This is a genomic window from Mycolicibacterium aromaticivorans JS19b1 = JCM 16368 (genome assembly GCF_000559085.1).
Classification (GTDB): Bacteria; Actinomycetota; Actinomycetes; order Mycobacteriales; family Mycobacteriaceae; genus Mycobacterium; species Mycobacterium aromaticivorans.
The window spans coordinates 946,811-972,423 of the sequence record NZ_JALN02000001.1 but is presented as its reverse complement, the minus strand read 5'-3'; the positions used below and the strand labels follow the sequence as shown (position 1 = coordinate 972,423).

Annotated in this window: 29 protein-coding genes and 1 pseudogene; 23 read left to right on the top strand and 7 right to left on the bottom strand. The window is 64.3% G+C overall.

Translation table 11 applies throughout. The features are described 5' to 3' along the window. Positions 1 to 30 precede the first annotated feature (30 nt). Positions 31 to 780 carry a hypothetical protein gene (locus Y900_RS04685; protein ID WP_131536088.1) on the bottom strand — a complete coding sequence of 250 codons (750 nt, stop codon included), beginning with the start codon at positions 778 to 780 and terminating at the stop codon, positions 31 to 33. 196 nt (positions 781 to 976) lie between these two features. Here Y900_RS04685 and Y900_RS04680 point away from each other — a divergent pair, with 196 nt between their 5' ends. Genes Y900_RS04680 through Y900_RS04650 form a run of 7 tightly spaced genes read left to right on the top strand, consistent with a single transcriptional unit; the run spans position 977 to position 8,248 of the window. Continuing rightward, positions 977 to 1,381, top strand: coding sequence for an SCP2 sterol-binding domain-containing protein (locus tag Y900_RS04680; protein WP_036339550.1), 405 nt, complete (start codon positions 977 to 979; stop codon positions 1,379 to 1,381). Between the two features lie 4 nt (positions 1,382 to 1,385). Continuing rightward, positions 1,386 to 2,930 carry an acyl-CoA synthetase gene (locus Y900_RS04675; RefSeq protein ID WP_081844985.1) on the top strand — a complete coding sequence of 515 codons (1,545 nt, stop codon included), beginning with the start codon at positions 1,386 to 1,388 and terminating at the stop codon, positions 2,928 to 2,930. Next, on the top strand, positions 2,927 to 4,204 hold the full coding sequence (locus Y900_RS04670) for a cytochrome P450 (protein ID WP_051659884.1): 1,278 nt from the start codon (positions 2,927 to 2,929) through the stop codon (positions 4,202 to 4,204). Before Y900_RS04675 ends, Y900_RS04670 begins: the two co-directional genes overlap by 4 nt. 12 nt (positions 4,205 to 4,216) lie before the next feature. Beyond that, on the top strand, positions 4,217 to 5,008 hold the full coding sequence (locus Y900_RS04665) for a coniferyl-alcohol dehydrogenase (protein ID WP_036339548.1): 792 nt from the start codon (positions 4,217 to 4,219) through the stop codon (positions 5,006 to 5,008). Between the two features lie 23 nt (positions 5,009 to 5,031). Beyond that, the gene (locus tag Y900_RS04660) at positions 5,032 to 6,396 is read left to right on the top strand and encodes an aldehyde dehydrogenase family protein (RefSeq protein WP_237752504.1); all 1,365 of its coding nucleotides are present in this window, start codon (positions 5,032 to 5,034) and stop codon (positions 6,394 to 6,396) included. Beyond that, complete coding sequence (locus Y900_RS04655) at positions 6,396 to 6,587, top strand: ferredoxin (RefSeq protein WP_036339546.1); 192 nt, start codon at positions 6,396 to 6,398, stop codon at positions 6,585 to 6,587. The genes Y900_RS04660 and Y900_RS04655 overlap by 1 nt, the downstream gene beginning before the upstream one ends. 41 nt (positions 6,588 to 6,628) lie before the next feature. After that, the gene (locus tag Y900_RS04650) at positions 6,629 to 8,248 is read left to right on the top strand and encodes an FAD-dependent oxidoreductase (RefSeq protein ID WP_036339544.1); all 1,620 of its coding nucleotides are present in this window, start codon (positions 6,629 to 6,631) and stop codon (positions 8,246 to 8,248) included. Between the two features lie 18 nt (positions 8,249 to 8,266). Here Y900_RS04650 and Y900_RS04645 read toward each other — a convergent pair. The 4 genes and pseudogenes from Y900_RS04645 to Y900_RS04630 form a co-directional block, all read right to left on the bottom strand. Continuing rightward, positions 8,267 to 9,415: pseudogene (locus Y900_RS04645) on the bottom strand (acyl-CoA dehydrogenase family protein); the annotation flags it as partial. Position 9,416: 1 nt separating this feature from the next. Continuing rightward, complete coding sequence (locus Y900_RS04640) at positions 9,417 to 10,568, bottom strand: acetyl-CoA C-acetyltransferase (protein ID WP_036339541.1); 1,152 nt, start codon at positions 10,566 to 10,568, stop codon at positions 9,417 to 9,419. A gap of 59 nt (positions 10,569 to 10,627) precedes the next feature. Then, positions 10,628 to 11,305 carry a TetR/AcrR family transcriptional regulator gene (locus tag Y900_RS04635; protein WP_081844984.1) on the bottom strand — a complete coding sequence of 226 codons (678 nt, stop codon included), beginning with the start codon at positions 11,303 to 11,305 and terminating at the stop codon, positions 10,628 to 10,630. A 59-nt stretch (positions 11,306 to 11,364) separates the two neighbouring features. Continuing rightward, entirely contained in the window at positions 11,365 to 12,024 is a 660-nt protein-coding gene (locus Y900_RS04630; RefSeq protein WP_051659882.1) for a TetR/AcrR family transcriptional regulator, read from the bottom strand. 477 nt (positions 12,025 to 12,501) lie between these two features. Between Y900_RS04630 and Y900_RS04625 the strand changes: the two genes are divergently transcribed. The 13 genes from Y900_RS04625 to Y900_RS04565 all read left to right on the top strand — a co-directional run bounded on the left by Y900_RS04625 (position 12,502) and on the right by Y900_RS04565 (position 23,160). Beyond that, entirely contained in the window at positions 12,502 to 13,425 is a 924-nt protein-coding gene (locus tag Y900_RS04625; protein ID WP_420329797.1) for an MlaE family ABC transporter permease, read from the top strand. A gap of 47 nt (positions 13,426 to 13,472) precedes the next feature. Further along, positions 13,473 to 14,291, top strand: a complete 819-nt coding sequence (locus Y900_RS04620; RefSeq protein ID WP_036339539.1) for an ABC transporter permease — start codon at positions 13,473 to 13,475, stop codon at positions 14,289 to 14,291. A gap of 21 nt (positions 14,292 to 14,312) precedes the next feature. Then, entirely contained in the window at positions 14,313 to 15,389 is a 1,077-nt protein-coding gene (locus tag Y900_RS04615; RefSeq protein WP_036339536.1) for an MlaD family protein, read from the top strand. After that, a complete protein-coding gene (locus tag Y900_RS04610) occupies positions 15,386 to 16,393 on the top strand; it encodes an MlaD family protein (protein WP_036339533.1) in 1,008 nt (335 codons plus the stop codon). The genes Y900_RS04615 and Y900_RS04610 overlap by 4 nt, the downstream gene beginning before the upstream one ends. Then, positions 16,390 to 17,352 (top strand): MlaD family protein, encoded by a 963-nt coding sequence (locus tag Y900_RS04605; protein WP_036345824.1) that lies wholly within the window; start codon positions 16,390 to 16,392, stop codon positions 17,350 to 17,352. Before Y900_RS04610 ends, Y900_RS04605 begins: the two co-directional genes overlap by 4 nt. After that, positions 17,322 to 18,473, top strand: coding sequence for an MlaD family protein (locus tag Y900_RS04600; RefSeq protein WP_420329738.1), 1,152 nt, complete (start codon positions 17,322 to 17,324; stop codon positions 18,471 to 18,473). The genes Y900_RS04605 and Y900_RS04600 overlap by 31 nt, the downstream gene beginning before the upstream one ends. Next, positions 18,473 to 19,477: an MlaD family protein gene (locus Y900_RS04595; protein WP_237752503.1), complete on the top strand. Its 1,005-nt coding sequence runs from the start codon at positions 18,473 to 18,475 to the stop codon at positions 19,475 to 19,477. Before Y900_RS04600 ends, Y900_RS04595 begins: the two co-directional genes overlap by 1 nt. Then, positions 19,474 to 20,430 carry an MlaD family protein gene (locus Y900_RS04590; protein ID WP_036339531.1) on the top strand — a complete coding sequence of 319 codons (957 nt, stop codon included), beginning with the start codon at positions 19,474 to 19,476 and terminating at the stop codon, positions 20,428 to 20,430. Before Y900_RS04595 ends, Y900_RS04590 begins: the two co-directional genes overlap by 4 nt. A gap of 40 nt (positions 20,431 to 20,470) precedes the next feature. Beyond that, positions 20,471 to 21,097 (top strand): hypothetical protein, encoded by a 627-nt coding sequence (locus tag Y900_RS32690; protein WP_192827474.1) that lies wholly within the window; start codon positions 20,471 to 20,473, stop codon positions 21,095 to 21,097. Between the two features lie 11 nt (positions 21,098 to 21,108). Further along, positions 21,109 to 21,717, top strand: a complete 609-nt coding sequence (locus Y900_RS04580) for a hypothetical protein (protein ID WP_237752502.1) — start codon at positions 21,109 to 21,111, stop codon at positions 21,715 to 21,717. A gap of 11 nt (positions 21,718 to 21,728) precedes the next feature. Beyond that, the gene (locus Y900_RS04575; protein ID WP_237752501.1) at positions 21,729 to 22,190 is read left to right on the top strand and encodes a hypothetical protein; all 462 of its coding nucleotides are present in this window, start codon (positions 21,729 to 21,731) and stop codon (positions 22,188 to 22,190) included. Further along, on the top strand, positions 22,187 to 22,573 hold the full coding sequence (locus tag Y900_RS04570; protein ID WP_237752500.1) for a hypothetical protein: 387 nt from the start codon (positions 22,187 to 22,189) through the stop codon (positions 22,571 to 22,573). The genes Y900_RS04575 and Y900_RS04570 overlap by 4 nt, the downstream gene beginning before the upstream one ends. A gap of 77 nt (positions 22,574 to 22,650) precedes the next feature. Continuing rightward, positions 22,651 to 23,160 (top strand): hypothetical protein, encoded by a 510-nt coding sequence (locus Y900_RS04565; protein WP_051660309.1) that lies wholly within the window; start codon positions 22,651 to 22,653, stop codon positions 23,158 to 23,160. 191 nt (positions 23,161 to 23,351) lie between these two features. Here the strand turns inward: Y900_RS04565 and Y900_RS33425 are convergent, their stop codons facing one another. Then, a complete protein-coding gene (locus Y900_RS33425) occupies positions 23,352 to 23,474 on the bottom strand; it encodes a hypothetical protein (RefSeq protein WP_272945536.1) in 123 nt (40 codons plus the stop codon). Between the two features lie 95 nt (positions 23,475 to 23,569). On the opposite strand from Y900_RS33425, the gene Y900_RS04560 reads away from it, so the two are divergent. From Y900_RS04560 to Y900_RS04550, 3 genes are read left to right on the top strand one after another with little or no spacing between them, the layout of a single operon-like run. Next, a complete protein-coding gene (locus Y900_RS04560) occupies positions 23,570 to 23,899 on the top strand; it encodes a hypothetical protein (RefSeq protein WP_131536086.1) in 330 nt (109 codons plus the stop codon). 7 nt (positions 23,900 to 23,906) lie between these two features. Further along, positions 23,907 to 24,299, top strand: a complete 393-nt coding sequence (locus Y900_RS04555) for a DUF4267 domain-containing protein (protein WP_036339526.1) — start codon at positions 23,907 to 23,909, stop codon at positions 24,297 to 24,299. Between the two features lie 20 nt (positions 24,300 to 24,319). Further along, the gene (locus tag Y900_RS04550) at positions 24,320 to 24,970 is read left to right on the top strand and encodes a M15 family metallopeptidase (protein WP_237752499.1); all 651 of its coding nucleotides are present in this window, start codon (positions 24,320 to 24,322) and stop codon (positions 24,968 to 24,970) included. Positions 24,971 to 24,986: 16 nt separating this feature from the next. On the opposite strand, the gene Y900_RS04545 is transcribed toward Y900_RS04550, so the two are convergent. Further along, entirely contained in the window at positions 24,987 to 25,610 is a 624-nt protein-coding gene (locus Y900_RS04545) for a TetR/AcrR family transcriptional regulator (RefSeq protein ID WP_036339521.1), read from the bottom strand. Positions 25,611 to 25,613: the final 3 nt, after the last annotated feature.

Sequence of the window (25,613 nt, the reverse complement as noted above, 5' to 3'; positions counted from 1 at the left end):
ACCCGGACGCTAGCGCCTTCACCATCGACATCACGTCGCGTTCAGGTCCTCGTCGGCTTCCTGTTTGATGGCGCGCAGCAGGAACACCGTCATCACGGGATACCAGGTGCCGAAAACGGCTGCGGGAATCCAGAACCCGATCAAGCCTGTCCAGGCGAACGGTCCTGATTTGAAGAACAGAATCATGCTGGCCGGCAGCAGCAGCAGCGCCACCCAGGCGTTGTAATAGCCCAACCAGCGTGGGAAAACCGGTGTTGATCGCCGATCAGTGAAGACCGCCATTGCGAGGGCGCCCAGCTGGCCGATGAGCGGCGGCCACGGCAGGATCAGCATCTGGTACGACAAGTCGTTGACGAGCTGTGTCAGTTCGGCTGAACGTTCGGGGCGAAAGCTGTTGCCGGCGAACAACAGGATCGGGATGATCAGCACAACGGTCACGATCAGCCCCGACGCGAATTGCAGAATCGACAGGATCGGAGTCCGTAGTTCGGTGCGCCGCATCTGCATGCTGATCGCCAACGCGAACGGCAGTGTCAAGAACGCGCCCATCATCGCGATGATCAACCCGATTCGGTGCAACGCCGGGTTCGTGCTGTAGATGGCGGCCACTTCGGCCGCGGAGTCGCTCGGTGGAATCAGCGGGATGAATCCACCGAGCAGGCCCCAGCCGCCGAACAGGCACAGTACGAACGCCGGGCCGCACCAGGTGCAGGCGATTTGCACTCGGCGTGACTTCTCTATGTCCCACCTGAGGTCCAGTGGGGTAATAGCGGTGCTCATCGGCATGACCCTACCGCCGAGATGAATTACTGTTCAATAGTGAAATGCCATTCATTCCTGTTGCTTGGCGTCGGTCCCGATCGCCGTCCGTGAGTTGACTGGTGGGCGCTGGGGTGTGACGATGCGCATACCAGATCCTGTCGATGTTGTACGCTTTCAAGTACAGTTTTGAATCAAAAATAAATTAAGGAGAACGATGGGGTTCACCGACTCTGCCGAGGTGGCGAAGTACATCGGCGGCATCTTCGAGGCCGCGTTCGACGACCCCGAGATCGGCCCGAAGCTCGAGGCGACCGGTCTTGTGGTGGCGTTCGACTTCACCGACCCCAAGTCCGTCGTCGTGATCGACATGGCCAACAAGACGACACGTGAGGGAGTGGCCGGCGGTAGCGCCCCGATGGCCACCATGTTCATGACCGCCGACACCGGCAACGCCTACTGGCAGGGCAAGGTCAACCTGCCACTGGCCATGGCCAAGAAGAAGATCACCGTCGAAGGCAATATCGCAAGCCTGCTCAAACTCGCTCCGCTGGGCAAGAAGCTCTATCCGGCCTACATCGCTCGCCTCCAGGGTGACGGCCGCACCGACCTGATCGTCTAGCGCCATGTATCCGGGAACCCACGCAGCCACCGACCCCGACCGGCCCGCGGTGATCATCGCCGGCACCGGCCGGACGCTGACCTACGGGGAGCTCGACGAGCGCTCGGTCCGGGTGGCTTCGGCATTGCGGGCATCAGGGCTGCGGCCCGGCGATGTAATCGCCGTGCTGAGTGACAATGCCGCCGAAGTGTTCGAAATCTACTGGGCTGCCTTGCGATCGGGACTCTACGTCACGCCGGTCAATCGGCACCTCTCTGCTTCGGAGGTCGCCCACATCCTGGCTGACAGTGGCGCACAGGTGCTGTTCGCCTCCGCCGCCCTCGACGCACTGGCCGGCAATGCGGCCGCTGAGGTCCCAGACCTGCACCGCCGTTACGCATTCGGTGGGGTGATCGAGGGATTCGGTTCCTATCGGGAACTGTGCGAATCGGGCAGCCCCGGACCGCTCGACAATCAACCGCGCGGGGCGGAGATGCTCTATTCATCGGGCACCACCGGGCATCCCAAGGGGATCAAATTGGCACTGCCCGCGCTGTCGGTCGACGAGCCCGGCGCCGATCTGATCGCCATGATGCTGCAACACGTCTTCGCCGTCACCAGCGCCGACGTGTACCTCTCGCCGGCGCCGATTTACCATGCGGCGCCGTTGAAGTGGTCGGCCGCGGTACACGCCATCGGCGGCACCGTGGTGATGATGGAGAAGTTCCACCCGGTCGCGGCTTTGGCGGCGATCGAACGCTATCGGGTGACCGTCACCCAGATGGTGCCCACGATGTTCGTGCGTCTGCTGCAGCTTCCAGAAGAACAGCGGGCGGGCTACGACATCTCGTCCCTGCGGCTTGCCGTTCACGCCGGAGCGCCTTGCCCGCCAGAGGTCAAGGACGCGATGATCGCCTGGTGGGGACCTATCTTCACCGAGTACTACGGAGCGACCGAGAGTCACGGAACGACCGTCATGTCGAGTGCCGAATGGGCGAACAAGCGGGGATCGGTCGGCAAGGCTGTGCTCGGGGTGGCGCACATCTGCGATGACGACGGTCGCGAATTACCCTCCGGCGAAGTCGGACTCGTCTACTTCGAACGCGATCAACCTTCGTTCAGCTACCACAACGATCCGGAGAAGACCGCGGGTTCGCGGCACCCAGCCCACCGGAACTGGGCCACGGTGGGGGACATGGGCTACCTCGACGAGGACGGCTACCTGTACCTGACCGACCGTAAGTCGTTCATGATCATCTCCGGCGGCGTCAACATCTATCCCCAAGAGGTCGAGAACGTTCTGGCGCTGCACCCCAAGGTCTTCGACGCCGCCGTCATCGGGGTGCCGGATCCCGAGATGGGTGAACAGGTCAAGGCCGTGGTCCAACTGCGCGACGGGATCAGTCCGTCCGACGAGATCGCTTCGGAGATCATCGGCTACGTGCGAGATCGTCTCGCGCACTTCAAGGCGCCCAGGTCGGTCGATTTCGTCGACCAGTTGCCGCGTTCGGAGACAGGAAAACTCGTGAAAAGAATCTTGAAAGCCCGCTACGTGGAGGCATCAGCATGAGCGTCCAGCACGACATCGCGTCATCGACCGACACCGGACGGCCGCCCTACGACCCGGTGAGCATCTCATCGCTGGAGTTCTGGGCACAGAGTTTCGACGAGCGGGAGAAGTCGTTCAAGATCCTGCGCGACGAACGTCCGGTCAGCTGGCATCGCCCGATCGAGGGCTCCATGATGGAACCCGAGATCGACGGCGTCTGGGTGGTAACTCGCCACGAGGACGTCTGCTACGTCAGCAAGAATCCCGAGCTCTTCTGCTCGGGTCAGGGCATCACCTTCGAAGCGGTCCCCGAGGAGATGCTGGACGCCATTCAGTCATTCCTCGGCATGGACGGTGCGAAGCACTCGAGTCTGCGCAGGCTGGTCAGCTCCGTCTTCACACCGCGCCAGGTCGCCAAGATCAAAGACCAGATCCAGAACCAGGCCCGGTCGATCGTCGACGATCTGCTCGCTACGAAGGAGGGCGACTTCGTCGAGCAGGTCTCGAAACGGCTGCCGATGTGGACGATCTACGACATGCTCGGCCTGCCCGACGAGCAGCGTGACGAAGCGGCGCAACTGGCCGAAGGCATGGTGGCCTGGGCCGACCCGGCCGTGGCGGCGGGCCGCGAACCGGCCGAGGTACTCACCGATTCGATGGTCGGGCTGCTCGAGATCGGCATCGGCCTGGCTCAGGCCCGTCGGGAAAAGCCCGAGAACGACCTGATGACGTCACTGGTGCAGGCCGAGGTGGACGGAAGGAAGCTCACGGACGACGAACTCGGGCCGTACTTCGTGCTGTTGTCGGTGGCCGGCAACGACACCACCAAGACCACGACCACCTTCACCACGATCGCGCTGGACCGGTTTCCGGAGCAGAAAGCGCTGCTGCAGAACGATTTCGACGGACATATCAAGACCGCGATGGAGGAATTCGTCCGGTGGACCACGCCGGTGATGACATTCCGGCGCACCGCGACGCAGGACACCGAGCTGCACGGCCAGCACATCCGCAAAGGTGACTGGGTGACGATGGTCTACTCGTCGGCCAACCGTGACCAACGGGTGTTCACCGATCCCTACGCGTTCGACATCACCCGATCACCCAACCCGCACGTCGGATACGGCGGGGGTGGACCCCACTACTGCATGGGTGCCTTCATGGCGAAGATGCAGCTGGAGTCGATCTTCCGCGAGTTGATCTTGCGGGCACCGAATCTGCGGGTCGGCGAACCGGAATACCTGACCGGAAACTTCATCACCGCCGTCAAGCACCTGCCCTACACCCTCGACTAGGAGACCACCGACATGGCTGACTTTTCCGGACGACGCTACGTCGTCACCGGCGCTGCCTCCGGGATCGGCCACGCCGTTGCCGAACAACTGCTGGCGCTGGGCGCCGAGGTGACGAGCCTGGATCGCAACACCCCGAAAGCCTCAGTGCACAAGCACATCGAGGTGGACCTGGCCAATCCGCGCAGTATCGACGCGGCACTGGAACAACTTAACGGCGCGTACGACGGGCTGATGAACGTCGCCGGAATCCCGGGCACCGCCGCGGGCGAGCTGGTGTTCGCCGTCAATTCGCTTGCGGTGCGCCATCTTACCGAGGCGTTCTTCGAACGGCTGACTCCGGGCGGGTCGGTCACCATTGTGTCCTCGACCGCCGGATTCGGCTGGCCCGAACGGCTGCCCGCGATCCGCGAGCTGCTGGCTACCGACACCTTCGAAGAAGGTGCAGCGTGGTTCAAGGCCAATCCCCAGCAGGGCAACGCCTACAACTTCTCCAAAGAAGTCAGCACCGTATACACCCTGTCGATGGGGCTGGCCCTGGCGCAGATGGGTTTCCGGATCAACGCTGTGCTGCCCGGTCCCGTGCGAACGCCCATCCTTGTCGATTTCGAGGAGTCGATGGGAAAGGACACCTTGGACGGTCTCGAGGGACTGCTCGGCCGCCATGCCGAACCCGAAGACATCGCCGAGGTGGTGCTGTTCCTGGCCTCCGACGCCGCGCGCTGGGTGAACGGACAGGCGATCGCCGTCGATGGTGGAATCAGCGGAGCCGTTGCCTCCGGCGTGGTTCCCGCTCCCGAAATCTGAGTGCGGCGTTGACGATTCACCACGTGCAGCCGCGCGCCACCGACCCGGTGCTGACTGACATCCGCCGCATCTTCGCCACCGGGCGGACCCGATCGCTGGACTGGCGCCTCACGCAATTGCAGGGCATCGAACGACTCTGCGACGAACAGGAGTCCGAGATCGCCGAGGCGCTGGCCGCCGACCTCGGACGCACCCCGGTGGAAGCCTGGCTCGGCGATGTCGCCTCGACTAAAGCCGAGGCGGCCTTCGCGCGCAAGCACCTGCGGAAGTGGGTTGCCCGCCGGCGGGTGTCTCTGCCGATGGCCCAACTACCGGGCCGGGGCTGGATCCAGTACGACCCGTTGGGCGTGGTGCTGGTGATCGGACCGTGGAACTATCCCTTCTACCTGCTGATGGCGCCGGTGGTCGCCGCGGTCGCGGCAGGCAACGGTGTCGTGATCAAGCCGTCCGAACTCGCTCCGGCCACGTCAGCTCTGGTCGCGCGCCTGGTACCGCACTACCTGGATCCAGAGCCGATCCGAGTCGTGGAAGGTGACGCGCAGACCACTCAAGATCTGCTGGCGTCGGGTTTCGACCATGCCTTCTTCACCGGTGGAACCGAGATCGGCCGCAAGATCATGGCCGCGGCCGCATCGACCCTGACGCCGGTCACCCTGGAGTTGGGTGGCAAGAGCCCGGCCATCGTCACTGCTGATGCAGACGTCGACGTCACCGCCCGCCGGTTGGCCTACACCAAGTTGATCAACTCCGGGCAGACCTGCATCGCGCCGGACTACGTTCTCGCCGACGCCTCCGTTGTCGATGAGCTGGTGACCAAGATCGTCGCGAACATCGCGGAGATCCGAAACGCGCCGTCGCTGCCCATCGTCAACGAACGCCAATTCGACCGGCTGACAACGCTGATCGTGACCACCAGTGGCACTGTGGCCGCCGGTGGGGGATCCGACCGTGCCGGGCTGCGCATCGAGCCGACGGTTATCGTCGATCCGTCGCCCGACGACCCGGTGATGGCCGACGAGATCTTCGGCCCGATCCTTCCGGTCATGCGCGTCGAAACTGTCGACGCCGCGGTCGAATTCGTCAACTCCCGACCGAAACCGTTGGCACTGTATGTCTTCACCAAGGACTTGGCGGCGGCGCGCGACATCATCGACCGAGCGCCGTCGGGCGGAGCCGTCGTCAATCACGCAATGATGCATTGCCTCGTTCCACAGCTGCCGTTCGGCGGCGTCGGAGCCAGCGGAATGGGCGCTTATCACGGCAAGTGGGGGTTCGAGGCGCTGTCGCACCGGCGCGCGGTGCTCGCCAAGCCGAGCCGGCCCGATCCGTCGATCGTCTATCCGCCGTACAGCAGTCGCGCGTTGAAGATCATGCGGAAGATGTTCTGATGCGGGTACACGTCGACCGCTCCAAGTGCTCGGGAATCGGGTTGTGCGAGATGACCGCCCCGGCGATCTTCGAGATCGGCGACGATGGCCAGTCGCAGGTGGTTGATCCCGAACCACCCGAATCCGAGCGCAGCGCCGCCGAAGAGGCGGTCTCGAACTGTCCGACCGGAGCCTTGTCGATCACAGATTGATCGGCCCCGGCCTTCACGCACCACCACCGGAGGAGATTGTCGTGGCTTTCGTGATCACCCAGAACTGCTGCACCGACGCCAGTTGCGTGCCGGCGTGTCCCGTCGACTGCATCCGACCCGTGCCAGATTCCTCGGACGTAGGCAACCAGATGCTCTACATCGATCCGACGGCATGTGTGGACTGTGGGGCCTGCCTGCAGGTGTGCCCGGTCGGCGCCATCTACTACGAGGACGATCTTCCGAACGGGCAGAGGAAGTTTCGCGAAATCAACGCCGACTTCTTCACCCGCCTTCCACTGAGGACCCGTGCGGTGCCGCCCGCAATGAAACGCCCGATCGTGGAACCCGGCCGGCTGCGAGTGGCGATCGTGGGATCCGGTCCTGCGGCGTGCTATGCCGCCGCGGAGCTGTTGGAGAACGACGGCGTCGAAGTCAATATCTTCGAGCGGCTGCCGACTCCGTTCGGGTTGATCCGGTCCGGCGTGGCGCCGGACCACCAACGCACCAAGGAAGTCGTCACCGTCTTCGAACCGGCGCTGGGCGGCCCGGGCGCGGGATGTTATTTCAATGTTGCCGTCGGCCCCGACATCAGCCACGACGAGCTCCTGGCCCACCACCACGCCGTCATCTACGCCGTTGGCGCCACTGCCAGTAACCCCCTCGACATCCCCGGCGAGCAACTGCCCGGACACCACGCCGCCGCCGACATCGTGGCCTGGTACAACGGTCATCCCGACCATGCCGACGACGACCTGGACCTTGACTCACCTCGCGTGGTGATCGTCGGGAACGGCAACGTGGCACTCGATGTGGCCCGCGTTTTCCTCATGCCTCCGGAAGCGCTGGCGGCCACCGATATCGCCGATCACGCGATGCGTCGGCTGGCGTCCGGAAGCATCGACGAGGTCGTGATCCTGGGCCGTCGCGGTGCCGCGAACGCGGCATTCTCGGTCGGCGAGTTCCTGGCGCTGGGCGAACTCGACGGTATCGATATCGCCGTCGAAGGCGAACTCGGCGATCGTCCTGACGACGACTTCGAGCGTGCGCTCAAGTACGACATCGCCGACGAATACCGGCGCAGGACAGCAACCTTCGGGAACAAGCGGCTGGTGTTCCGGTTCTCCACCGCGCCTGTCGAGTTCGTCGGCGCGAGCCGCGTGGAAGGCCTGCGAGTGCGGACGGGAGAGGCGGAGGGCACCATCGAGACCTCCCTGGTGTTGCGGTCGATCGGCTACCGCGGCGCACCGATCGCGGATCTGCCCTTCGATGCCGCGCGCGGGGTGGTGCCCAACGACGGCGGCCGGGTCATGGCCGGCGGGGAGATTGTGTCCGGTGTGTATGCCACCGGCTGGATCAAGCGGGGTCCACGCGGGGTCATCGGCACCAACCGCGGATGCGCCCACGAGACGGTCAACGCGCTGTTCGAGGATTTCACGGCGGGCCGACTCACGCGGCGCGTCGGCACGAACCGTGACGTGGATGCGCTACTAGCCTCCAGGAGCGTCCCCGTCGTCGACTGGCACGGTTGGCAGGCAATCGATACCGCCGAGCGGGCGCGAGCAGCCGACAGCGCACGGCCCAGGGTGAAGTTCACCGACGCAAGCGAATTGGTCGCGATCGCCGCCGGCGAACGAGCCGCTGCTGCCCAGGATCCCGGCTAGCGACCGGCGCTTACGGACAGACGCGGCGATCTCGCGGCCGATGATTTCTTTCATGATTTCGGTGGTTCCGCCGTAGATCGTCTTGACCCGGGTGTCCAGATACGCTCGTGCGACAGGATATTCGGTCATGTAACCGTAGCCGCCGTGCAACTGCAGGCAACGGTCGATCACGCGCTTCTGCAACTCGCTGACGTACCACTTGCCTTTGGCGGCGTCTACGGGTGTCAATTCGCCTGCGTTGTAGGCCATCACGGAGGAGTCCACGTAGGCCTGGACGATGTCGATCTCGGTGCCCATCTCGGCCAGTTCGAAGCGCACATGTTGCTTGTCGGTCAGTGGTCCGCCGAATGCCTGGCGGGACTGGCAGTAGTCCACGGTCAGCTCGAAAATCGCTCGGGTGGTGGCGATGGCCTCGGCGGTCACCCCGAGGCGCTCGCGTGGCAGGTGACTCATCAGATACTGCAGGCCCCGACCGGGCTCGCCGAGCAGGTTGGCGGAGGGAACGAGTGCGTCGTGGAAGAACAGTTCGGCGGTGTCCTGGCCGGGCAAGCCGATCTTGTCGAGCTTGCGTCCGCGTTCGAACCCCGGGGTGTCCCGTTCCACCACGAAGAGGCTCAGATCGCCGGATCCGCCGGTGCTGTCGGTGCGAGCGGCCACCACGACGAGGTCGGCCATGATTCCGCTCGAGATGAAGGTCTTCTGGCCGTTGAGAATCCAGTGATCACCGTCGCGCTGGGCGGTGGTGCGGATGCCGCGTAGGTCGCTACCGGCGCCGGGCTCGGTCATTGCCAGTGCACCGATGACCTCGCCGGCAGCGAACCCGGGAAGCCAGCGTTGCTTCTGCTCGTCATTGGTGAGGTCGAGAAGATAGTGCAGCACGAGGTCGTCCTGCAGACTGATGGTCACGCCGAAGGACAGCGCGTTGACCTCCGCGACCTCTTCGCACACCACCAGGCGGTAACGGTAGTCGGGTTCGCCTGCGCCGCCGTATTGCTCACCGATCTGCAGCGCGTAGATGCCCGCCTCGGCCGCGCGCGCGAACACCGAACGGTCAATCCACCGGTGTTCGTCCCAGTCCTGTTGATGCGGAACGACTTCGCGGGCCAGGAACTCCCGCACGGTCGCCCGATAGGCCTCATGGTCGGGGCCGTACAACGAACGTTGCATCTCAGAGCCGTTCGATGATCGTGACGTTGGCCTGTCCGCCGCCTTCGCACATCGTCTGCAGACCGTAACGGCCGCCGGTGCGCTCCAGCTCGTGCAACAGGGACGTCATCAGCCGTGCTCCGGTACATCCGATCGGATGGCCCAGCGCAATGGCACCGCCGTTCGGGTTGACGGTCTCCGGGTCCGCGTCGATCTCCGCCAGCCACGCCAACACAACCGGAGCGAAGGCCTCGTTGATTTCGACGGCGTCGATGTCGGCGATCGACATTCCGGTGCGCTTCAAGGCATGCTGCGTCGCGGGGATGGGAGCGGTGAGCATCATGACCGGGTCGGCGCCGCGCACTGACATGTGGTGAATCCGGGCACGGGGAGTCAAATCGAACCGGTCGACGGCCGCCTGGGAGGCGATCAGCAGTCCGGCTGCGCCATCGGAGATCTGGCTGGCCACAGCGGCCGTGAGCACCCCTCCTTCGACCAGCGTCGGCAGGCCGGCCATCTTCTCCAGCGAGGTGTCGGCGCGGGGGCCTTCATCGACGCTGATGCCGGCGATGGGGGTGATCTCCCGCTCGAAGCGGCCGTCGGCGATCGCGGCGAGCGCGCGCTGATGACTGGTGTAGGCGAACCGTTCGTTGTCCTCGCGCGACAGCTTCCACTGGCTTGCGATCATCTCCGCTCCGCGGAACTGGGAGATCTCCTGGTCGCCATAGCGGTCCAGCCAACCCTGGCAGCCGGACCACGGATCCACCGATCCGAACGGCTCACCCGCGCCGAAGGCGCTGAGGATCGGATACTGGCTCATCTTCTGCACGCCGCCGGCGAGGATGAGATCGGCTGTCCCGCTCATCACGCCCTGCGCCGCGAAATGCACTGCCTGCTGGGCAGATCCGCACTGACGGTCGATCGTCACGCCGGGTACCGACTCGGGCAGGCCCGCGGCCAGTGCGGCGGTGCGGGCGATGTCGCCGGCCTGGGAGCCGATGTTGTCCAGGCAGCCGAGGATGACGTCGTCGATGGCCGCCGGATCGATGTCGTGGCGCCCCACGAGTGTCTTGATCACATGTGCTGCCATGTCGGCTGGGTGCACGCCGGCGAGTCCGCCCTTGCGCTTGCCTACAGGGGTGCGGACAGCGTCGATGATGTATGCCTCGGTCACTCGATTAATTTAACATAGAATCGAAAATACGAGGACCGGCAGGTGGCCGAAGGTCTTTGTTACGTGGATGCGCGAGGCGCGCGCTTGCGCCGAGCCGAGGCTGCGGCAACCGGTGTGATGCCGCTGCGGACCAAGCCTTGAGCGTTGGCGACGATGCTGTCGAGGGAGCCTCGCCGCGGATCCCACCATTCCGCCGCCCAGTTCAGCGCGCCGAGAACCAGACCCTGGACGATTCGCGGATCGAGGTCGGCCCGCATCTCACCGTCCGCGGCTGCGTCGTCGAACAGGCGCTGCCAGATGCGGCCGTATGCCGCGCTCTCCTTTCGCTCCCGGCTTCGAAGATGCTCGGGAATCTGGCCGGAGTTACGGATCGACGCGGTCGCGTAATCGGACAACTCCAACTCATGGCGAAGGTGAGCCTCGACGGCGGTCATGATGCGGTCCAGCGGCGAGGTGCCATCCGGGAGGGCGTCGAGGGCTTCCTGCAAGTGGCTTCGCATGTCGCTGATGCCGCAGAACATCACCTCCTCGATGAGGTCCTCACGCGACGAGAAGTAGTAGTAGATCGCGGGTGCCTGCAGCTGCGCGAATTCCGCGACGTCCGACAGTCGGGTCCCCGCGAACCCTTTCACGCTCAGTACGTGGGCGGCCGCGTCGAGGATGCGTTGCCGGGTGCGCGCAGACTTCGACTCGACCTCAGAGGTGGCAGACGCGGAGGCGGTCGGTTTTCTAGCCATCGTTCAATGATATGGGTCGGGTCGCGCGGGATATGTCGTCGCGGGTGTCGTGCCGCAACTTATCGCACGGATCTGCCGGAAAGGCCGGATCGGATGAGGTACTGGGCGTTCGCGACGACCGCATCGACGGAGCCGCGTCGGGGATCCCACCACTCCACCGCCCAGTTCAGCGCGCCGAGTATCAGCATCTGCACGACGTAGGGGTCGAATTCGCTGGGCAGGCTGCGTTCTCGTGCGAGTTCGTTGAGGATTCTGCGCCACATCTCGCCGTAGCGTTCCTCCTCGCGGATCTGCCGTTTGCGGATGGCGAGCGGAACCTGTCCCGCGTTGCGCACGGCGGCGGTGGTGTAGTCGGAGATCTCCAGTTCGTGGCGCAGGTGGGCCTCCACTGCCGTGAGCAGACAATCCAGTGGCGGTGTTCCGTCGGGCAGTGCGTCCAGCGCTGCGCCGACGTGCTCACGCATATCGGCGATGCCGGCCCACATCACTTCTTCGATGAGGTCGTCGCGAGAAGGGTAGTAGTAGTAGATCGCCGGCGCCTGCAGTTCGGCACTTGCGGCGACGTCGGTGAGTCGCAGGCCCGCATATCCCTTGGTGGACAGCACATGTGCGGCGGCATCCATGATCCGGGCCCGGGTCAATGCGGATTTCGAGAGTGTGCCGCCGTCGTCGGTCGCAGGTTCGACGGCACGCCGCGGGGGAGGGGTCCGCCTGGTCATCGCAACATGATAGGTCGCAACGTGATCCGGCCGGTCCGAAAGTGCGCCGGCAAACCCTGCTCTCATCTCGAAACGATTGCTGTCGGCTCCGTTGTGCGGCTCACGATGGTTGACGCACTATGACCTACGCCATACGATGGGGACCCTCGAATCCGAGAACGAACGCCTGCCTGAATGGCGGGAGCGTGTTGGCTGACGCTAAAACAGCGTGAGGGACGGGCGCGTTCGGCAGACGAATTGATCAAGGTGATGGCGGGAGAACTGCGGTGATCAGCCGATTGTGGACCGAGACCGGGATCCCGTCCCGCCATGTCGGCGTGCCAAAAATTTTTTACGAACGGAATTTAATTTTAATTAGAAGTCATAAACTGATGCGCGGTATGAGCACCACACTGAACGCCCTAGCGACCGAGGGACGCACCGCATCCGATGGCCGGCCATCGGCGGAGCGCAAGTCTCGCCGCCGTTGCCTACCCGATCGGTGAGTTTGTGACTGTTCTGAATCACCCTCCCCGGCAACGGGCTGACACGGCACCGCCGCCTCCCGCCGAGCCGAGTCGACGGCGTGGGGGGTTTGCGGCTGCGCGAGCGGCCGGCCGCAGGCTGGTCTCGAAGCTCACCGCCATCCCCGTGCGCAGTGCGGGGACAACGGGACGCTGCGTCATCCTGGGAGCCAAAGTCATCCGCTATTCGGTGACCGACACGCTCTCGTTGCGTCTGCCGTTCGGCGAACTGATCATCCAGGCGTGGTCGTTGCTGAAAGTGACTGCGCTGCCCGCCGTACTCATGGCTATACCGTTCGGCGCGATGGTGGCGGTGCAGCTGTCCGGGCTGGTCAACGAGGTGGGAGCCAATTCGCTCGTCGGGTCGGCGACAGGTGTTGCGGTGCTCAGGCAGGGCGCTCCGGTCACCGCGGGACTGCTGATGGGTGGCGCTGCCGCCTCGGCGATCGCATCCGATTTCGGTGCGCGGGCGATACGCGAGGAACTCGATGCGCTGCGGACCCTGGGCATCGATCCGGTGCGACGGTTGGTGGTACCTCGCTTCCTGGCGCTTCTGTTGATCACACCCATTCTGGTTGTCATCGTCATTGCGATGGGCGTCGGAGCTGCGTTTCTGATCGCCACTCTGGTCAATGACGTCACACCCGGGAGCTTCTGGCTGTCGTTCGGATCATTCGCCAAGATGATCGATGTCTGGTTCACCCTCGGCAAAGGCTTTGCCTTCGCCACGATCGTCGCGGTGATCTCGTCCCAGCGAGGGATGGAAGCACGAGGTGGTCCACGCGGCGTTGCTGACGCCGTCAACGCATCGGTGGTGCTCAATGTGCTCCTCATCGTCGTCGTCAATCTGGCGATCACTCAGATACAGACGATGTTCTTCCCGATGGCGGTCGCGTAGTGGCCTCATCGACGGCGCCCTCGGCGGCAACGAACGTCTCGCGGATCGTGCATCGACCTGTCTCCGCTCTGGCGGAGACATTCCGAACCACAGGGCAGTGGGCGGCCTTCATTGCGCAGACCATCTGGCTGCTCCCGATCACGGTGCGCCGCTACCGGCGCGAGACCCTTCAGGTCGTCAACAACCTGGCCTGGGGCCGTGGATCGGTGGTTGTCGACGGTGGCGTGATCAGTGTGCTGGCCATCCTCGGTGTGACCGTCGGCGCCATCGTCGCCATCGAAGCCTTCGCCACGCTGAACCTGATCGGTCTGGGTCCGTTGGCCGGCGTCATCGGCGGATGGGGCAACGTGCGCGAGATGGCGCCGCTGGTGGCCGGGGTCGCCTTTGCGTCCCAGGCGGGGTGCCGCATGACAGCCGAGATCGGCTCCATGCGGATCGCCGATGAGATCGACGCCGCGGAAGCAATGGGATTGAGGTCGATTCCCTTTGTCGTCGGCACCCGAGTCATCGGTGGACTGGTCTGTGTCGTACCGGGATTCCTGCTGACGCTTGTGGTCAGCTTCATCACTTCCGACACGGTGATTCGGGTGCTTTACGGCCAACCCGGAGGAACCTACAACCACTATTTCGTGCAGTTTCTCACCCCGTCCGACATTGCGTACTCGCTGTTGAAAGCAGTCGTCTACTGCACGGCGGTGACGCTCATCCATTGCTATTACGGATACTTCGCGTCGGGGGGACCCGTCGGAGTCGGGGAGGCGTCCGGCCGGGCGATCCGTGCCAGCCTCGTCATCATCATGGTGCTGGATCTCGCGACGACCATCCTGCTCTGGGGCCTGCGACCACAGTTCGTCTTCAAAGGCTAAGGAGCCGCAGTGTTATTCCGCATGACGGCCGAGGCCGAGAGGCGCAGGCTGATCCTGATCGGCGTCGCGTTGACGACCTCCGTCGCGGTGGTGCTTGCGGTGGTGATTGCCAGCCCCTTCGGCGCACGTCCAACCAACGACATCTCGGTCAAATTGGATCTGCCTTATGTGGGCCAGGGCGTTTCGGCCGGCACACCGGTGATGATGCACGGCGTCAAGATCGGCAGTGTCACCGCTGTCTCGAGCCTGCCGAATGGCGACGTCCGGCTGGACGCCGACCTCCAGTCAGGTCCCACAACAGGATTGACCGACTCCTTGGGCATGGACTTCCGTCCGGCCAACTACTTCGGCGTCACCAGTATCAATCTCATCGCGGGCGACGGCGGCGGACCACTACGCAATGGCACCCACATCACCACCGTGCCGAAGGGGAATTTCACACTGCAGGCGTTGTTGTCACGGCTCGGTGAGATCACGGGCGGTGTCGTCACTCCGCAACTCATCAGCGTCGTCGACCGGGCGACACGCTACACCGACGGACTCAACCCGCTCATCGAAACTCTGGTCACGACCGCGAACGCCATTACGACCGTGCAAAAGGTCAGCACCGAGCAACTCCTTCGGAACGCGACGGGTGTTACGGTGGCGCTGCCGTCATTCGTCGACAATGCCACCGCCGCCGGATATGACATCAATCAGGGCTCGGGCTTCGTGACGTTCAACGTCTCCAACGAGTCAGCCCTTCCGGGGCAGGGGATCGATGTGCGACCCGGACAGCCCCAGTCCGAGGAGTTCTGGCGCACCAGGTCGGTGGCAACCCTTGACGTGGTGGCGAATTCGTTCTTCGGTGCGATCGGCAAGCTGTTGTCCTCCCATCCCCGTGAGCTGCTTCCGGCGGTGGGGTTGGTCAATACCATGGCAGATCCGGTCCCCGCTTTGGTCGCCCCCACGGGAGTGGCCGAAACCCTGGTGGAACTTCGCACCCGGTTCGAAAAACTCTACGGCGGAACGCCGGAACAGCGGGCGCTGCAAGTGCACATCGTGCTCGACAACCTGCCGGGCGTACAAGCCCCGATCGACGCGATGGGTGGCCCGTGATGAAGCCGATAAGCGCACTGTGGCGGTTTGCTCTGAGCGCCGCCCTGGCCGGGGTGGTGTTCGTCCTGATCGTCAACGTTCTACGCCAGCCCGTCGCCGCTGAAACGCATTCGTACACAGCATGTTTCACCGACGTCTCCGGACTGCACGTCGACTCCGACATACGCGTCAGGGGTGTGCGGGTCGGGAAGGTGAAGTCGATCGCACTGGAGCGCGACGCCGGTCAGAGCATCGCGGTGGTCGACCTGAGCCTGGACAACCACTATCTCGTGGTGCCCCAGACGCGTCTCGCTGTGAAGTACCAGGCGCTGACCGGATTGCGCTACATCGACGTCACCAACCCTTCACTGGACCCGCACGCCCAGAACGTGGTCACCCGCATTCCGCTCGCGATGACGCAGCCGTCGTTCGACATCACGACCCTCTTCAACGGACTGCAGCCCGCGCTCGCCACATTGAGCCCCGATCAGATCGACACCTTCACGTCCAACGTGGCTTCCTTCCTCTCCGGTGACGGGAGTGGCCTTGCGCCGATGCTCGACAGCATCCGCACGCTGACCGAGTTCGTGTCCAATCGGCAGCAGGTTGTTGCTACCCTGATAGCCAACCTCACCTCGATCGCGGATGTATTCGGCGGCCATTCGCGGGATTTCGTACAGGTACTGGAATGGTTGAACAGGCCGATCGATGCCGCGATCTCGGTACTCGACGAATTCCGCAAGTCGGAGCTGTATGGTCCGGGATTCACCGCCGCGGCCGTGCGCCTGCTGCAGAACGCGGGATTCAGTCCGGGTCACGCCGACATCGATAAGGGATTCGACCGTGCCATAACGGTTTTCGACGATTACAGTGATGCGTTCAAACGCATTCCCGTTCTGTGGGACAACGTCGAACCGCCGCCACCGCCCGGTACGCCGGTGCCATGTTCGAAAGGGCCTGCGCAACTTCCGCAGAGCCTGGACGTGCTGTTGAACGGTCAGCGGGTGATTCTGTGCAACCGCTGAAGCTACTTCGGAGTTCCATGTTCTGGGGCGTGACGACGCTCGCTCTGCTTCTGGTCCTGGGGTTGACGGCGGCACTGCTCTACATCAGCCCGCCCGGCGAGAAGATGGTGGTGTTCTACACGGACGATGCGGCATCGGTACGGCCCGGTGACTCGGTGCGGATCGCCGGCATACCGGTCGGAAAAGTCAAGGACCTCTCGCTGGAACCCGCTCAAATCAAGGTCAGGGCGACGGTGGAGAAAGAGGCCTTTGTGGGGGACCGCTCCCAGATCCAGGTTCGCATGCTCACAATTGTCGGCGGCTACTACGTAGACCTCATCTCGCTTGGTGACAAACCGCTGGCGGACAGGGCAATTCCACAGGAGCGCGTGACGATGCCCTACAGCCTGATGCGTGCACTGACCGACGCGACCAAGGTGACCGATCATGTCGACCCGCAACCGATCCACGACTCGCTGGACCAGATCCAGCGCGGACTCACGGGTACGAATGTCGAGACCCTGTCCGCGGTCATCGACGCTGGCAATTCGCTGACCAGCACGATGGAGCGTCAGCGGGGGCAGATCTCCTCGATCCTCAACCTGTCCGATGAGTACATCCAGACACTAAGTGGCTATCGAGGCAAGCTGCAGGAACTGGTGTCCAAGATCTCCATTCTCGAGCAGACCCTCGTCCTGTACGGCAAGGGATTCGGTGCCGCGCTCAGTGGTATGGGCGACATCTCAGACGCCGTGCTGGTGCCTTTCGGCCGCTTTTGGGTCAACCATCGTGACGAGTTCATCGAGAAAGTACGCGAGTGGCAGGACAGCTTCCGCCGATGGGCCGACAACAACAGCAGGATCATTCCCAGATTGCGCCGGGTCCGAGAGAAGATCGAGCGAGTGCTGGACGCGCAGAACGCGCGACCGGAGCTGCTTGCCACCGACCTGTGCATCCCGATGCCGACGAGTCTCTGCTGATGTCGGCGATCAGGGCGCCCAGATTGGCGCGTACGGCTCTCGCGACAGTTGTTGCGGCGATGATGATCACAGTCGGGTCGTCCTGCTCGCCGGCGTCTCGGGAGTCCGCCGTGTCGTACTGCGCGATCATGCCCGACACCATCGGACTCTACGTCGGAAACCCGGTCACCCAGATGGGATACCCCATCGGCACGGTGACGGCGATCTCGGCCGGCAACACCAATGTCCGTGTTGTGTTCTCGGTGACCGAGCGACGGCAATTGCCCGCCGACGTGAAGGCTGTGATCCGGTCGCCGTCGATTCTGGCCGATCGCTCTCTGGAGTTGGTGGGGAACTACTCCGGCGGACCCCAGCTGACACCTGGCGGCTGCGTCCCGCTCGAGCGCTCGGTCTCGCCGAAGACAGTGTCCGAGGTGATCGGGTCCGCGAACACCTTTCTCGCCGCGATCAACCCCGACGGATCAACCAACATCAAAGACACTGTGCAGGGCCTGGACCGGCTGACCCACAACAACGGTGCGGCCGCTGGGCGTCTGCTGACCACGACCTCAGCATTGCTCGACAGCCCGGACCAGTCGATCAGCGATATCGGGTCGATAGTGGAGAACCTCAGTGAGCTGACCACGGCAGTCAAGGAGATGTCAGGCCCGCTCAAACAAGCGCTATTGGATGCGCGTACGACGACACCCGATCTCGCGAAGGCGGTGGACGGCGCGTCACGGCTTGCGGGTGGACCCTACGAACTGGGAACCCTCAATCCCTTGATCGAAACCGTTGCTGTTCTGGAGACCAGACTCGGTGACACCACCCAGCTCACGCTGGACACGGCCGGTGCCACCCTGCGCAAACTCAGTCCGCACGCGAATGCGTTCGCCGGTCTTTTCGACCCGGTGCCGTGGTGGATCAACAATCTGGCGAACCACTACAACGCTCATCAATTCAGCTTCTTCAACATCGCCTATCGCCCACCGATGTTCAGGGTGCCGACCCATGACGGGCAGGCGCTGTGCGGCGCGATGAACTCGGCGATGCCCGGCAGCTGCGCTGACGTCAACGGACAGCCGTATGCCGTGGATGTGTCGCTGCTCCAGTACGTGCTGATGCAAGCGAGCCACCACTGATGCGCGGCATCCCGGCCACGGCGGCGATCGCCATCAGCGCGATGCTGCTGACGTCGTGTGCGTCGATGAGCGTGGATTCCCTTCCGCAACTGGGCGGCGGCGATGGTGACGGCTATCCGGTGACGTTCGAGTTCAGCAGTGTCCTCAACCTGCCGGATCGAGCCAAGGTGGTGCAGGACGGGAAGACAGTCGGTGTCGTCACCCGTATCAACCTCAAGACCGACCACGTCGACGTCGAGTCCCGTATCGATAATGACGTCGTCATACCCGCAGACACCCGCGCAACGTTGCAGCAGTCCACCGTGCTCGGCGATACCTATGTCGCGCTGGAGGATCCCTCGGGCACATCGGATCCCGCACCAAGGTCGGCGCCGCTCGTTCCCGGTGGACGCATCCCGGTGGCCAACACGACATCGCCTCCACAGCTGGAGGACACGATCGCCAACCTCGCCAATTTCGTGGGCAGCGGGTCGATTCAGCGGATCCAGAACTCGATCATCGGTGTCAACAAGGTGACGCCGGCGCGGCGAGACGAGTTGGCCCGCATGGTCCGCCGAGTCACCGCCGATCTCGGCGACTTGTCCAACAACATCGACGTCGTGGACAAGATGCTCAATGGCGTGTCCGGGACGGCCGATGTCATGAACCGCCACCTGTCGACATACTCGTACTGGCTCTCACCCGCCGGCATGGTGGGATTCGACCGTGCCACCCAGGCGGCCGGTTATATCGGCACGGTGCTGCCATCGATCGGCAGCATCTACAGCGGCGGGTACTGGCTGATTCCGATGCTGAACTCCCTGGCCGACGCGACGGGCGCTGTGCAACAAACCAAATGGAATGTCGAAGGGGAGGCGCCACATTGGCGGGAGCTGTTCCTCAATGACTTCCTGCCCGTCGACAAGAACCCCGCGATAAACATCACCTCCATCAAGGGGCCGGACGGCCGTGAAATGGTCGGCAATGTCCAGGATGTGCTGCGAATCCTTGGAGCAACACCATGAGAGCCATTCGAAATCTGATGTCGTTCAGCGCGTTGGGGGCAATCGTCGTGTGCTCCGGCGCCTATATCAATTCGTTCGATCTACACATCGGCCCACCGGACGACCGCACCAACCTGTCGATGTCGGTCCCCGAGGTGAAAGGGATCGTGGTCGGGTCGAACGTGTTGCTGCGGGGCGTGCCGGTCGGCAAGGTCACCGCGGTTCGATCGTCGATCCGCGACGCGACCATCGACTTCTACGTCGATCGCGACCATCGCATTCCGGTCGACACGAACGTGCGTCTGGACAACCTCTCGGCACTCGGTGAGGCCTATATCGGACTGCTTCCCCAAGCCGATCACGGTCCGGTGCTGCAGGACGGCCAGCACATCGCGACGGAAGCGGTCACCGTACCGCCGTCGATCGCCGAGCTGGCGACCAGCGTTGTGCGGGTGCTCAACCAGCTCGATCCCGGGCAACTCAAACGCACACTTGCCGAAGCCGACGCCGCCCTTCCCGACCCACAACAGGTCCTGCCGAACCTCGCCCGAGCGAGCCTGTTGCTGCGCAACATGACCGAGGGAATGGATGGCCGAGGACAAGAAGTCCTCGACAACGCTCAGGCGCTGCTGCAGAACGCGGGATGGGTGGGGCCAACGCTGACCGAGATGGGGCCGTCGGTGCGAGCGGCAGGGCGGGGGGTATCGGGGACGTTCGTCGGAATGATGCGAACCGTCGTCTCGAACAATCCCACCAACATTCGGCTCTTCCAAGATTTTCTCGCCCGTATCCAGAAGTTTCTGGACACCAGGTCTCCCGACATCAAGGTGCTGGCGCAGGCATTGACCCCGCAATTCACCGGCATCGGCGGCGCTTTGATGAATTTCGATACCGGACAGATCCTGTCAAACGCTCTGTCGGGAATCCCGGAGGAGGGAGCGATCACACTGCACGTCACCGTTCCCGATCCCTAGATCGGCTCGCCCCCAACCGCATTCCAGAAGGAGACCCCTCATGATCGACACCAAGATTCGTACCGACGCCGATATCTGCGCGTTGGACGACAACGAACCGATACCACCGCAAGAGGACGTGCCCGAGCACGTGGCCCCGACGACCGGCCGGCGCGTCTCGATATCGCTGCGCGGTTTGATACTTGCGGGACTTGTGGCGGCTCTGGTGATCGCCGTCGGCGTGCTCGGCTGGCTCTACCTCGATGTTCGCGGAACGCTCGCCGCCAACGACCGGGCTGCCGCCGCGAGGAGTCATGCCGAGGAGATCGCCTCCGACTACGCGGTGAACGCCGCTGACATGGACTACCAAGACTTCAACGGGTGGAAGGTCAAACTGGTCAACGGCACGTCGCCGGAGCTGAAGGACAAACTCACCAAGGCCGCCGACTCGATGCAACAGATCCTCGCGCCGCTGCAGTGGAAGTCGACAGCGCGTCCGTTGGCAGCCAAAGTACGTTCCGAAGCCGGCGGCATCTACACGGTCGACGCGTTCGTGAGCGTGCTGACGAAGACGATGCAGGCGCCGGACGGCCTGCAGTCCACGGCCACGTACAGCATCACCCTCGACAGCAAGAACAATTGGCAGATCACGGACGTCGGCGGCATCGACGCAGCGGTGGGCAAGTAGCGACGGGCTCGATGAGACCTACCGCCGCCGCCTGGCGGCTGACCGCGGGCGTCGTCGCGGGCATCTGCTTCGGCCTCACAGGAGTGGTCGGTTCGGCTTCAGCGGATCCGAGCGAGAACTATGAGGCGCCAACGCCGTTGCCGATCGTGGTGCCGACGCCGACCGACTGGCAGCCGCAGTTCCCATTCCCGTTCGACAACTACCGAAGGTACGTCACCGACGCGGACGTCAACGCCGAACGGGATATGTGCCAATGGTTCAACGCGCAGTACTACGAGCTGAAGGGCCAGATCGAAAGGCTGAACAACACCATCGTGCGGAATAACGGCAACTTCGCTGCAGACGGCGTCACTCAACAGGTCGACATCGTCACGGCCAATATCGACCGGGCGTTGGACTTCCTGGCTCCGCGTGCTCAGGCCCTCACACAGAGCTACGACCATGCCGGTGACATGTATTTCCCTATCTATCAAGGGGATAGCTTCTACGGGCTGTGGCAGCAGTTGTCCAACGTCGGGAACGGTTTGACGGCTCGCCAGCCGACGTGGTTCACCGGACCGTCCTTCGCGCGTGCACAGCACTGGGGCAGCAAGATCAACCGGTCGCACGTATGCCAATAGGGGATGACGACATGTGGTCACGCCAGATCGGCGTAGGTGCGGCGGCACTCATGTTGTTGATCGGCAACGGGTTCGAAGGTGCGGTGGCAGCCGCCGACCCTAGCTCCGGTTTGGATCAGGCGGTGGTCTCGGCACGCGCGGTGTCAGCATGCGGCCCGCTGCGCTACGACCCTCGGGCCGCGCGCGTCGCCGACATCGTCAACCAGTCCACCAGCGGCTACATCAACCACGTGGCCGACAATGTGCCGGCCGACGCGACCCATCCGACGGCCGTCGCCAAGGATCTCGGAATCACCGGCGCCAAAGTGATCTCGCTGCAGGGCGCCAGTCGCGATTACGGCGATTCCGTCCGAGGCGTCTTGTTGGAGGGGCGCAATGCGATTCCCGACTGTTCCTACACCGACTTCGGTACGAGCGTCATCAACGACGAGTCGGGCTACATCCTCACCGTTGTGATCCTGGTGGGTCCGTGAGCGCGCGCTCCGCTGTAATCGTCGGTGTGCTGGGTGCGCTCGGCTTCTCGCAGTGGGTCAGTCCTGCGACCGCACACGCCGATGATGTCGTCACCTACGAGGTCGTCTCGGACGACGTGCACGTGGCGAACATCGAGTTCGAAAGCTCCACAGGCCGGGCGGCGGTCGACGGTGCGGCCCTGCCGTGGCGAACCGAGGTACCGGTGCGCAGCGTCCGCGGAGCGCCACCCGACGGCAGCCAGGTCCGGGCGGACTGGCGCCCGCAATCGGCTCCCGGACGCTGGGTGAGCGTGCGAATCATTTACCGCGGCAACCTCATTTGCCAGAACACTCTCGACGTCGGCAACGCCGCCTGCTACGGCATCACGCCACGTATCACATGAGGGGGATGGTCGTGGATCGCGGGAACCCACATCGCGGAACCGTCATTGCCGGCGTCATCGGCCTCGCCGCGGCGGCAATGAGCACTGCCGTGCCGGCCTGGGCCGACCCGTCGCCGGCCGATCCGGGCCCCGACCCGTATCCCGACATCCGGTACTACGACGAACTCGATGCCGGCGGCTTCGCGCTTCCCGGCGGCGTGTGGTTCACGGCGCCGACCGGGCAGAACTGCGGGATCTGGGGGTTGGGCAGCTTCGGGTGCGAAGGCGACATCGCCGGCGCCCCGCCGGGAACGTCGCACATCGGCTGGGTCGACGGCGATCGGGCCGTGCACTACGACTGGTCGATGGGGGTCAGATTCCCCGCGACCCAGGCCCAGCGCGCGCTACCACCACATGCGTCGATCACCCACGAAGGCACGACCTGTGCCGTCACGCCGAGTGGTGACACATATTGCGAGCGTGGGCCGTTGCGCTTTCTCCTCGAGCCGACGAAAACCTGGCTCTCGCCGCCGTGGATGGACTTGAGCTGGATCGAACTGGGCCCGGCGCCGTGCAATCCGCCGGGTGGTGGTCCCTGCTACAAATAGCCGGTCATGGCCACGAACGTGGCCGCGCCGACTGCGGTGGCGGACCGGCGCAGTTGCCCGATGGCGGCGGGCAGAGTTCCTGGTCGGATTGGCTGATCGGATAGACGCTTGGAAGTCGTCGCTCACTCCGGAGTTGATCTGATCGCACACGCCGTAGCCGTAGGACAGCGCCGCGTCGGCGTTGGGAAGGGCTACTCGGGCCGCGCGGTGATGGTGTCGAGGTAGCCGATGGTGTCGGCGTGCGCGGGTGGGGCGGTCGCCCGGATGCGTTGATCTCTGCACTTCGGGAACCGCTCACGATCCGCGCAATCCACGTCGACGAATCACCTAGTTGATCTAGGATTCGGCCATGATTCGGCCGACGTCCGTGGTCTTGACAGCGTTCGCAGTGGCCCTCGGTGGTGCTGCCGTGGCTGCTCCCATTGCTACCGCCGGACCGCTGCCGCCGTGCACGTACACGCTCTCGCCGCCCGTTGTCGGCCCCGGCGGGGTCAGCGCCACCGCGGATCTCGCAGGATGCGGGCCGGGCGGCGGCCCCTATTCAGCAGTCGCGTGTCTGCTGGGCGCCGACGGGGTCACGCACTGCGCGCAGGCCCACGGTTCGGATCCCGCGGTGATCTCGGTGCCCTACAAGGCGGGCTTCACTTATGTCGCGACCGGCCGGGGCTGTCCCGTATGGATGGGGCAGAACGTCGCGCCGGACTGTCAGCTCCTCGGCCCGTTCACCGCGACCCTGTAGGAACGACATGTCGATCGACAAGGCCGCGGTGATCGCGGGCAGCATCCGGCTGGCCTCCGGAGTGCACTTTCTTGCAGACCCGCTGGGCGCCAACAAGCTGTGGGGTGAGCCGAACGACCCGGGCCCGTCGGCCCGGTTGCTGCTGCGGTCGATGGGCTACCGCGACGCGCTGATCGGCGGACTTCTGCTGTCGGCAGGATTGCGCGGCCGCAATACCCGGGGATGGTTCCTGGCTTCGGGCGGAGCGGACGCTGCCGACCTGCTCGGCGGGACCAGCGTGCACAGTGAACTCACCCGCGGACAGCAGATCATCGGACTCGGCGGCGCGGTGGTGGGCATCGGCGTCGGTCTCTGGGGCGCTACCCGACGTCGCACGCCGGCGCCGGAGGTCGCTCCGTAGACCCGCGGGCAGCGTTGTCGGTGGCGCTCGCCGCCGCTGTCCTCGTGCAATGCAGTCCGACGCCCGGGTCACCCCCGGCTGAGCCGTCGTCGGCGACCGCCACGATCAGCACCACTGCGCCGGTGGTGCAGCAGGTGACCGCGGCGGACCTCGGAGCCACCTGGCATCCCGGTTGTCCGGTGGCTCCCGACGAGCTACGCCGCGTCGACCTGGACTACGTCGGCCTGGACGGGCTGGATCATCGCGGCGCGCTCGTCGTGCACCGGGACGTGGTGGCCGAGGTGATCGCGATCTTCGCCGACCTTCACCGGCAGCGATATCCGATCGCGAAGATGCAAACACCTCAGCACTATCCGGGGGCCGTCGACGAACTGTCGATGGAGGACAACAACACCTCCGCCTTCAACTGCCGGCCGCTGCCCGGCAGCACCACCTGGTCGCTGCATGCCTACGGCCGCGCAATCGACCTCAACCCACTGTTCAATCCATACCTCGATCGAAGCGGTGATCTCGAACCGGCAACCGCGGGGGGATATCTCGACCGTCACCGCGCCGACCCGGGCATGTTGCACGCCGACGACCCGGCGGTACGCGCTTTCTCCGATCGCGGCTGGGTCTGGGGCGGCAATTGGCACAACCCGATCGATTACCAGCATTTCGAACGCCGCTGAGCGGGGTCTGTAGCTGTCAGGTGCGCAGGCGAGCCGCGAGCGATTCGCCGAAGGCGAGCAGCGCCGCCCTGCCGATGTCGAGAATCGCCTCATCGAACTCGCTGTTGTCGCGGTAGGAGAGTTCCAGCATGCGATCGGCCATCTCCACTGCCACGAGCATCGCCCGCGGGTCGGTGTCGGCGGGTATCAGGCCGACATCGACCAAGATGTTGTGCAGCCGGTCGGCGAGGGTGCGCATTCGTGCGTGCACGTGTTTGGTCACGGTGGGGGAGGTCCGCCCACCCATCCACATCCCGGCCGCGCTCGGATGCCTGCGGTAGTAGTCGACGTGCAGATCGATCTCGTTGTTGAGCAGATCGGCGATCGAGGTGATCGTCCACGTCCGCTCGGCCGCGACGCACCGGGCGTCGATCTCACTGCAGTGCCGCTCCATCAGCTCGTCGAAAATCGCGTCGCGGTCGGCGAAGAACCGGTACAGCGAGGGATACGACACCCCGGCGCGGTCGGCGATCGTGCGGGTGGTGGCGGCGTCGATGCCCTGTTCATCGGCAATGGCGGCGGCCGCGTCGAGAATCCGGGCGACGGTCTGGCGGCTGCGGGCCTGAACCGGCGCCCGCCGCGGAACCGACACCGTGGTCATCGC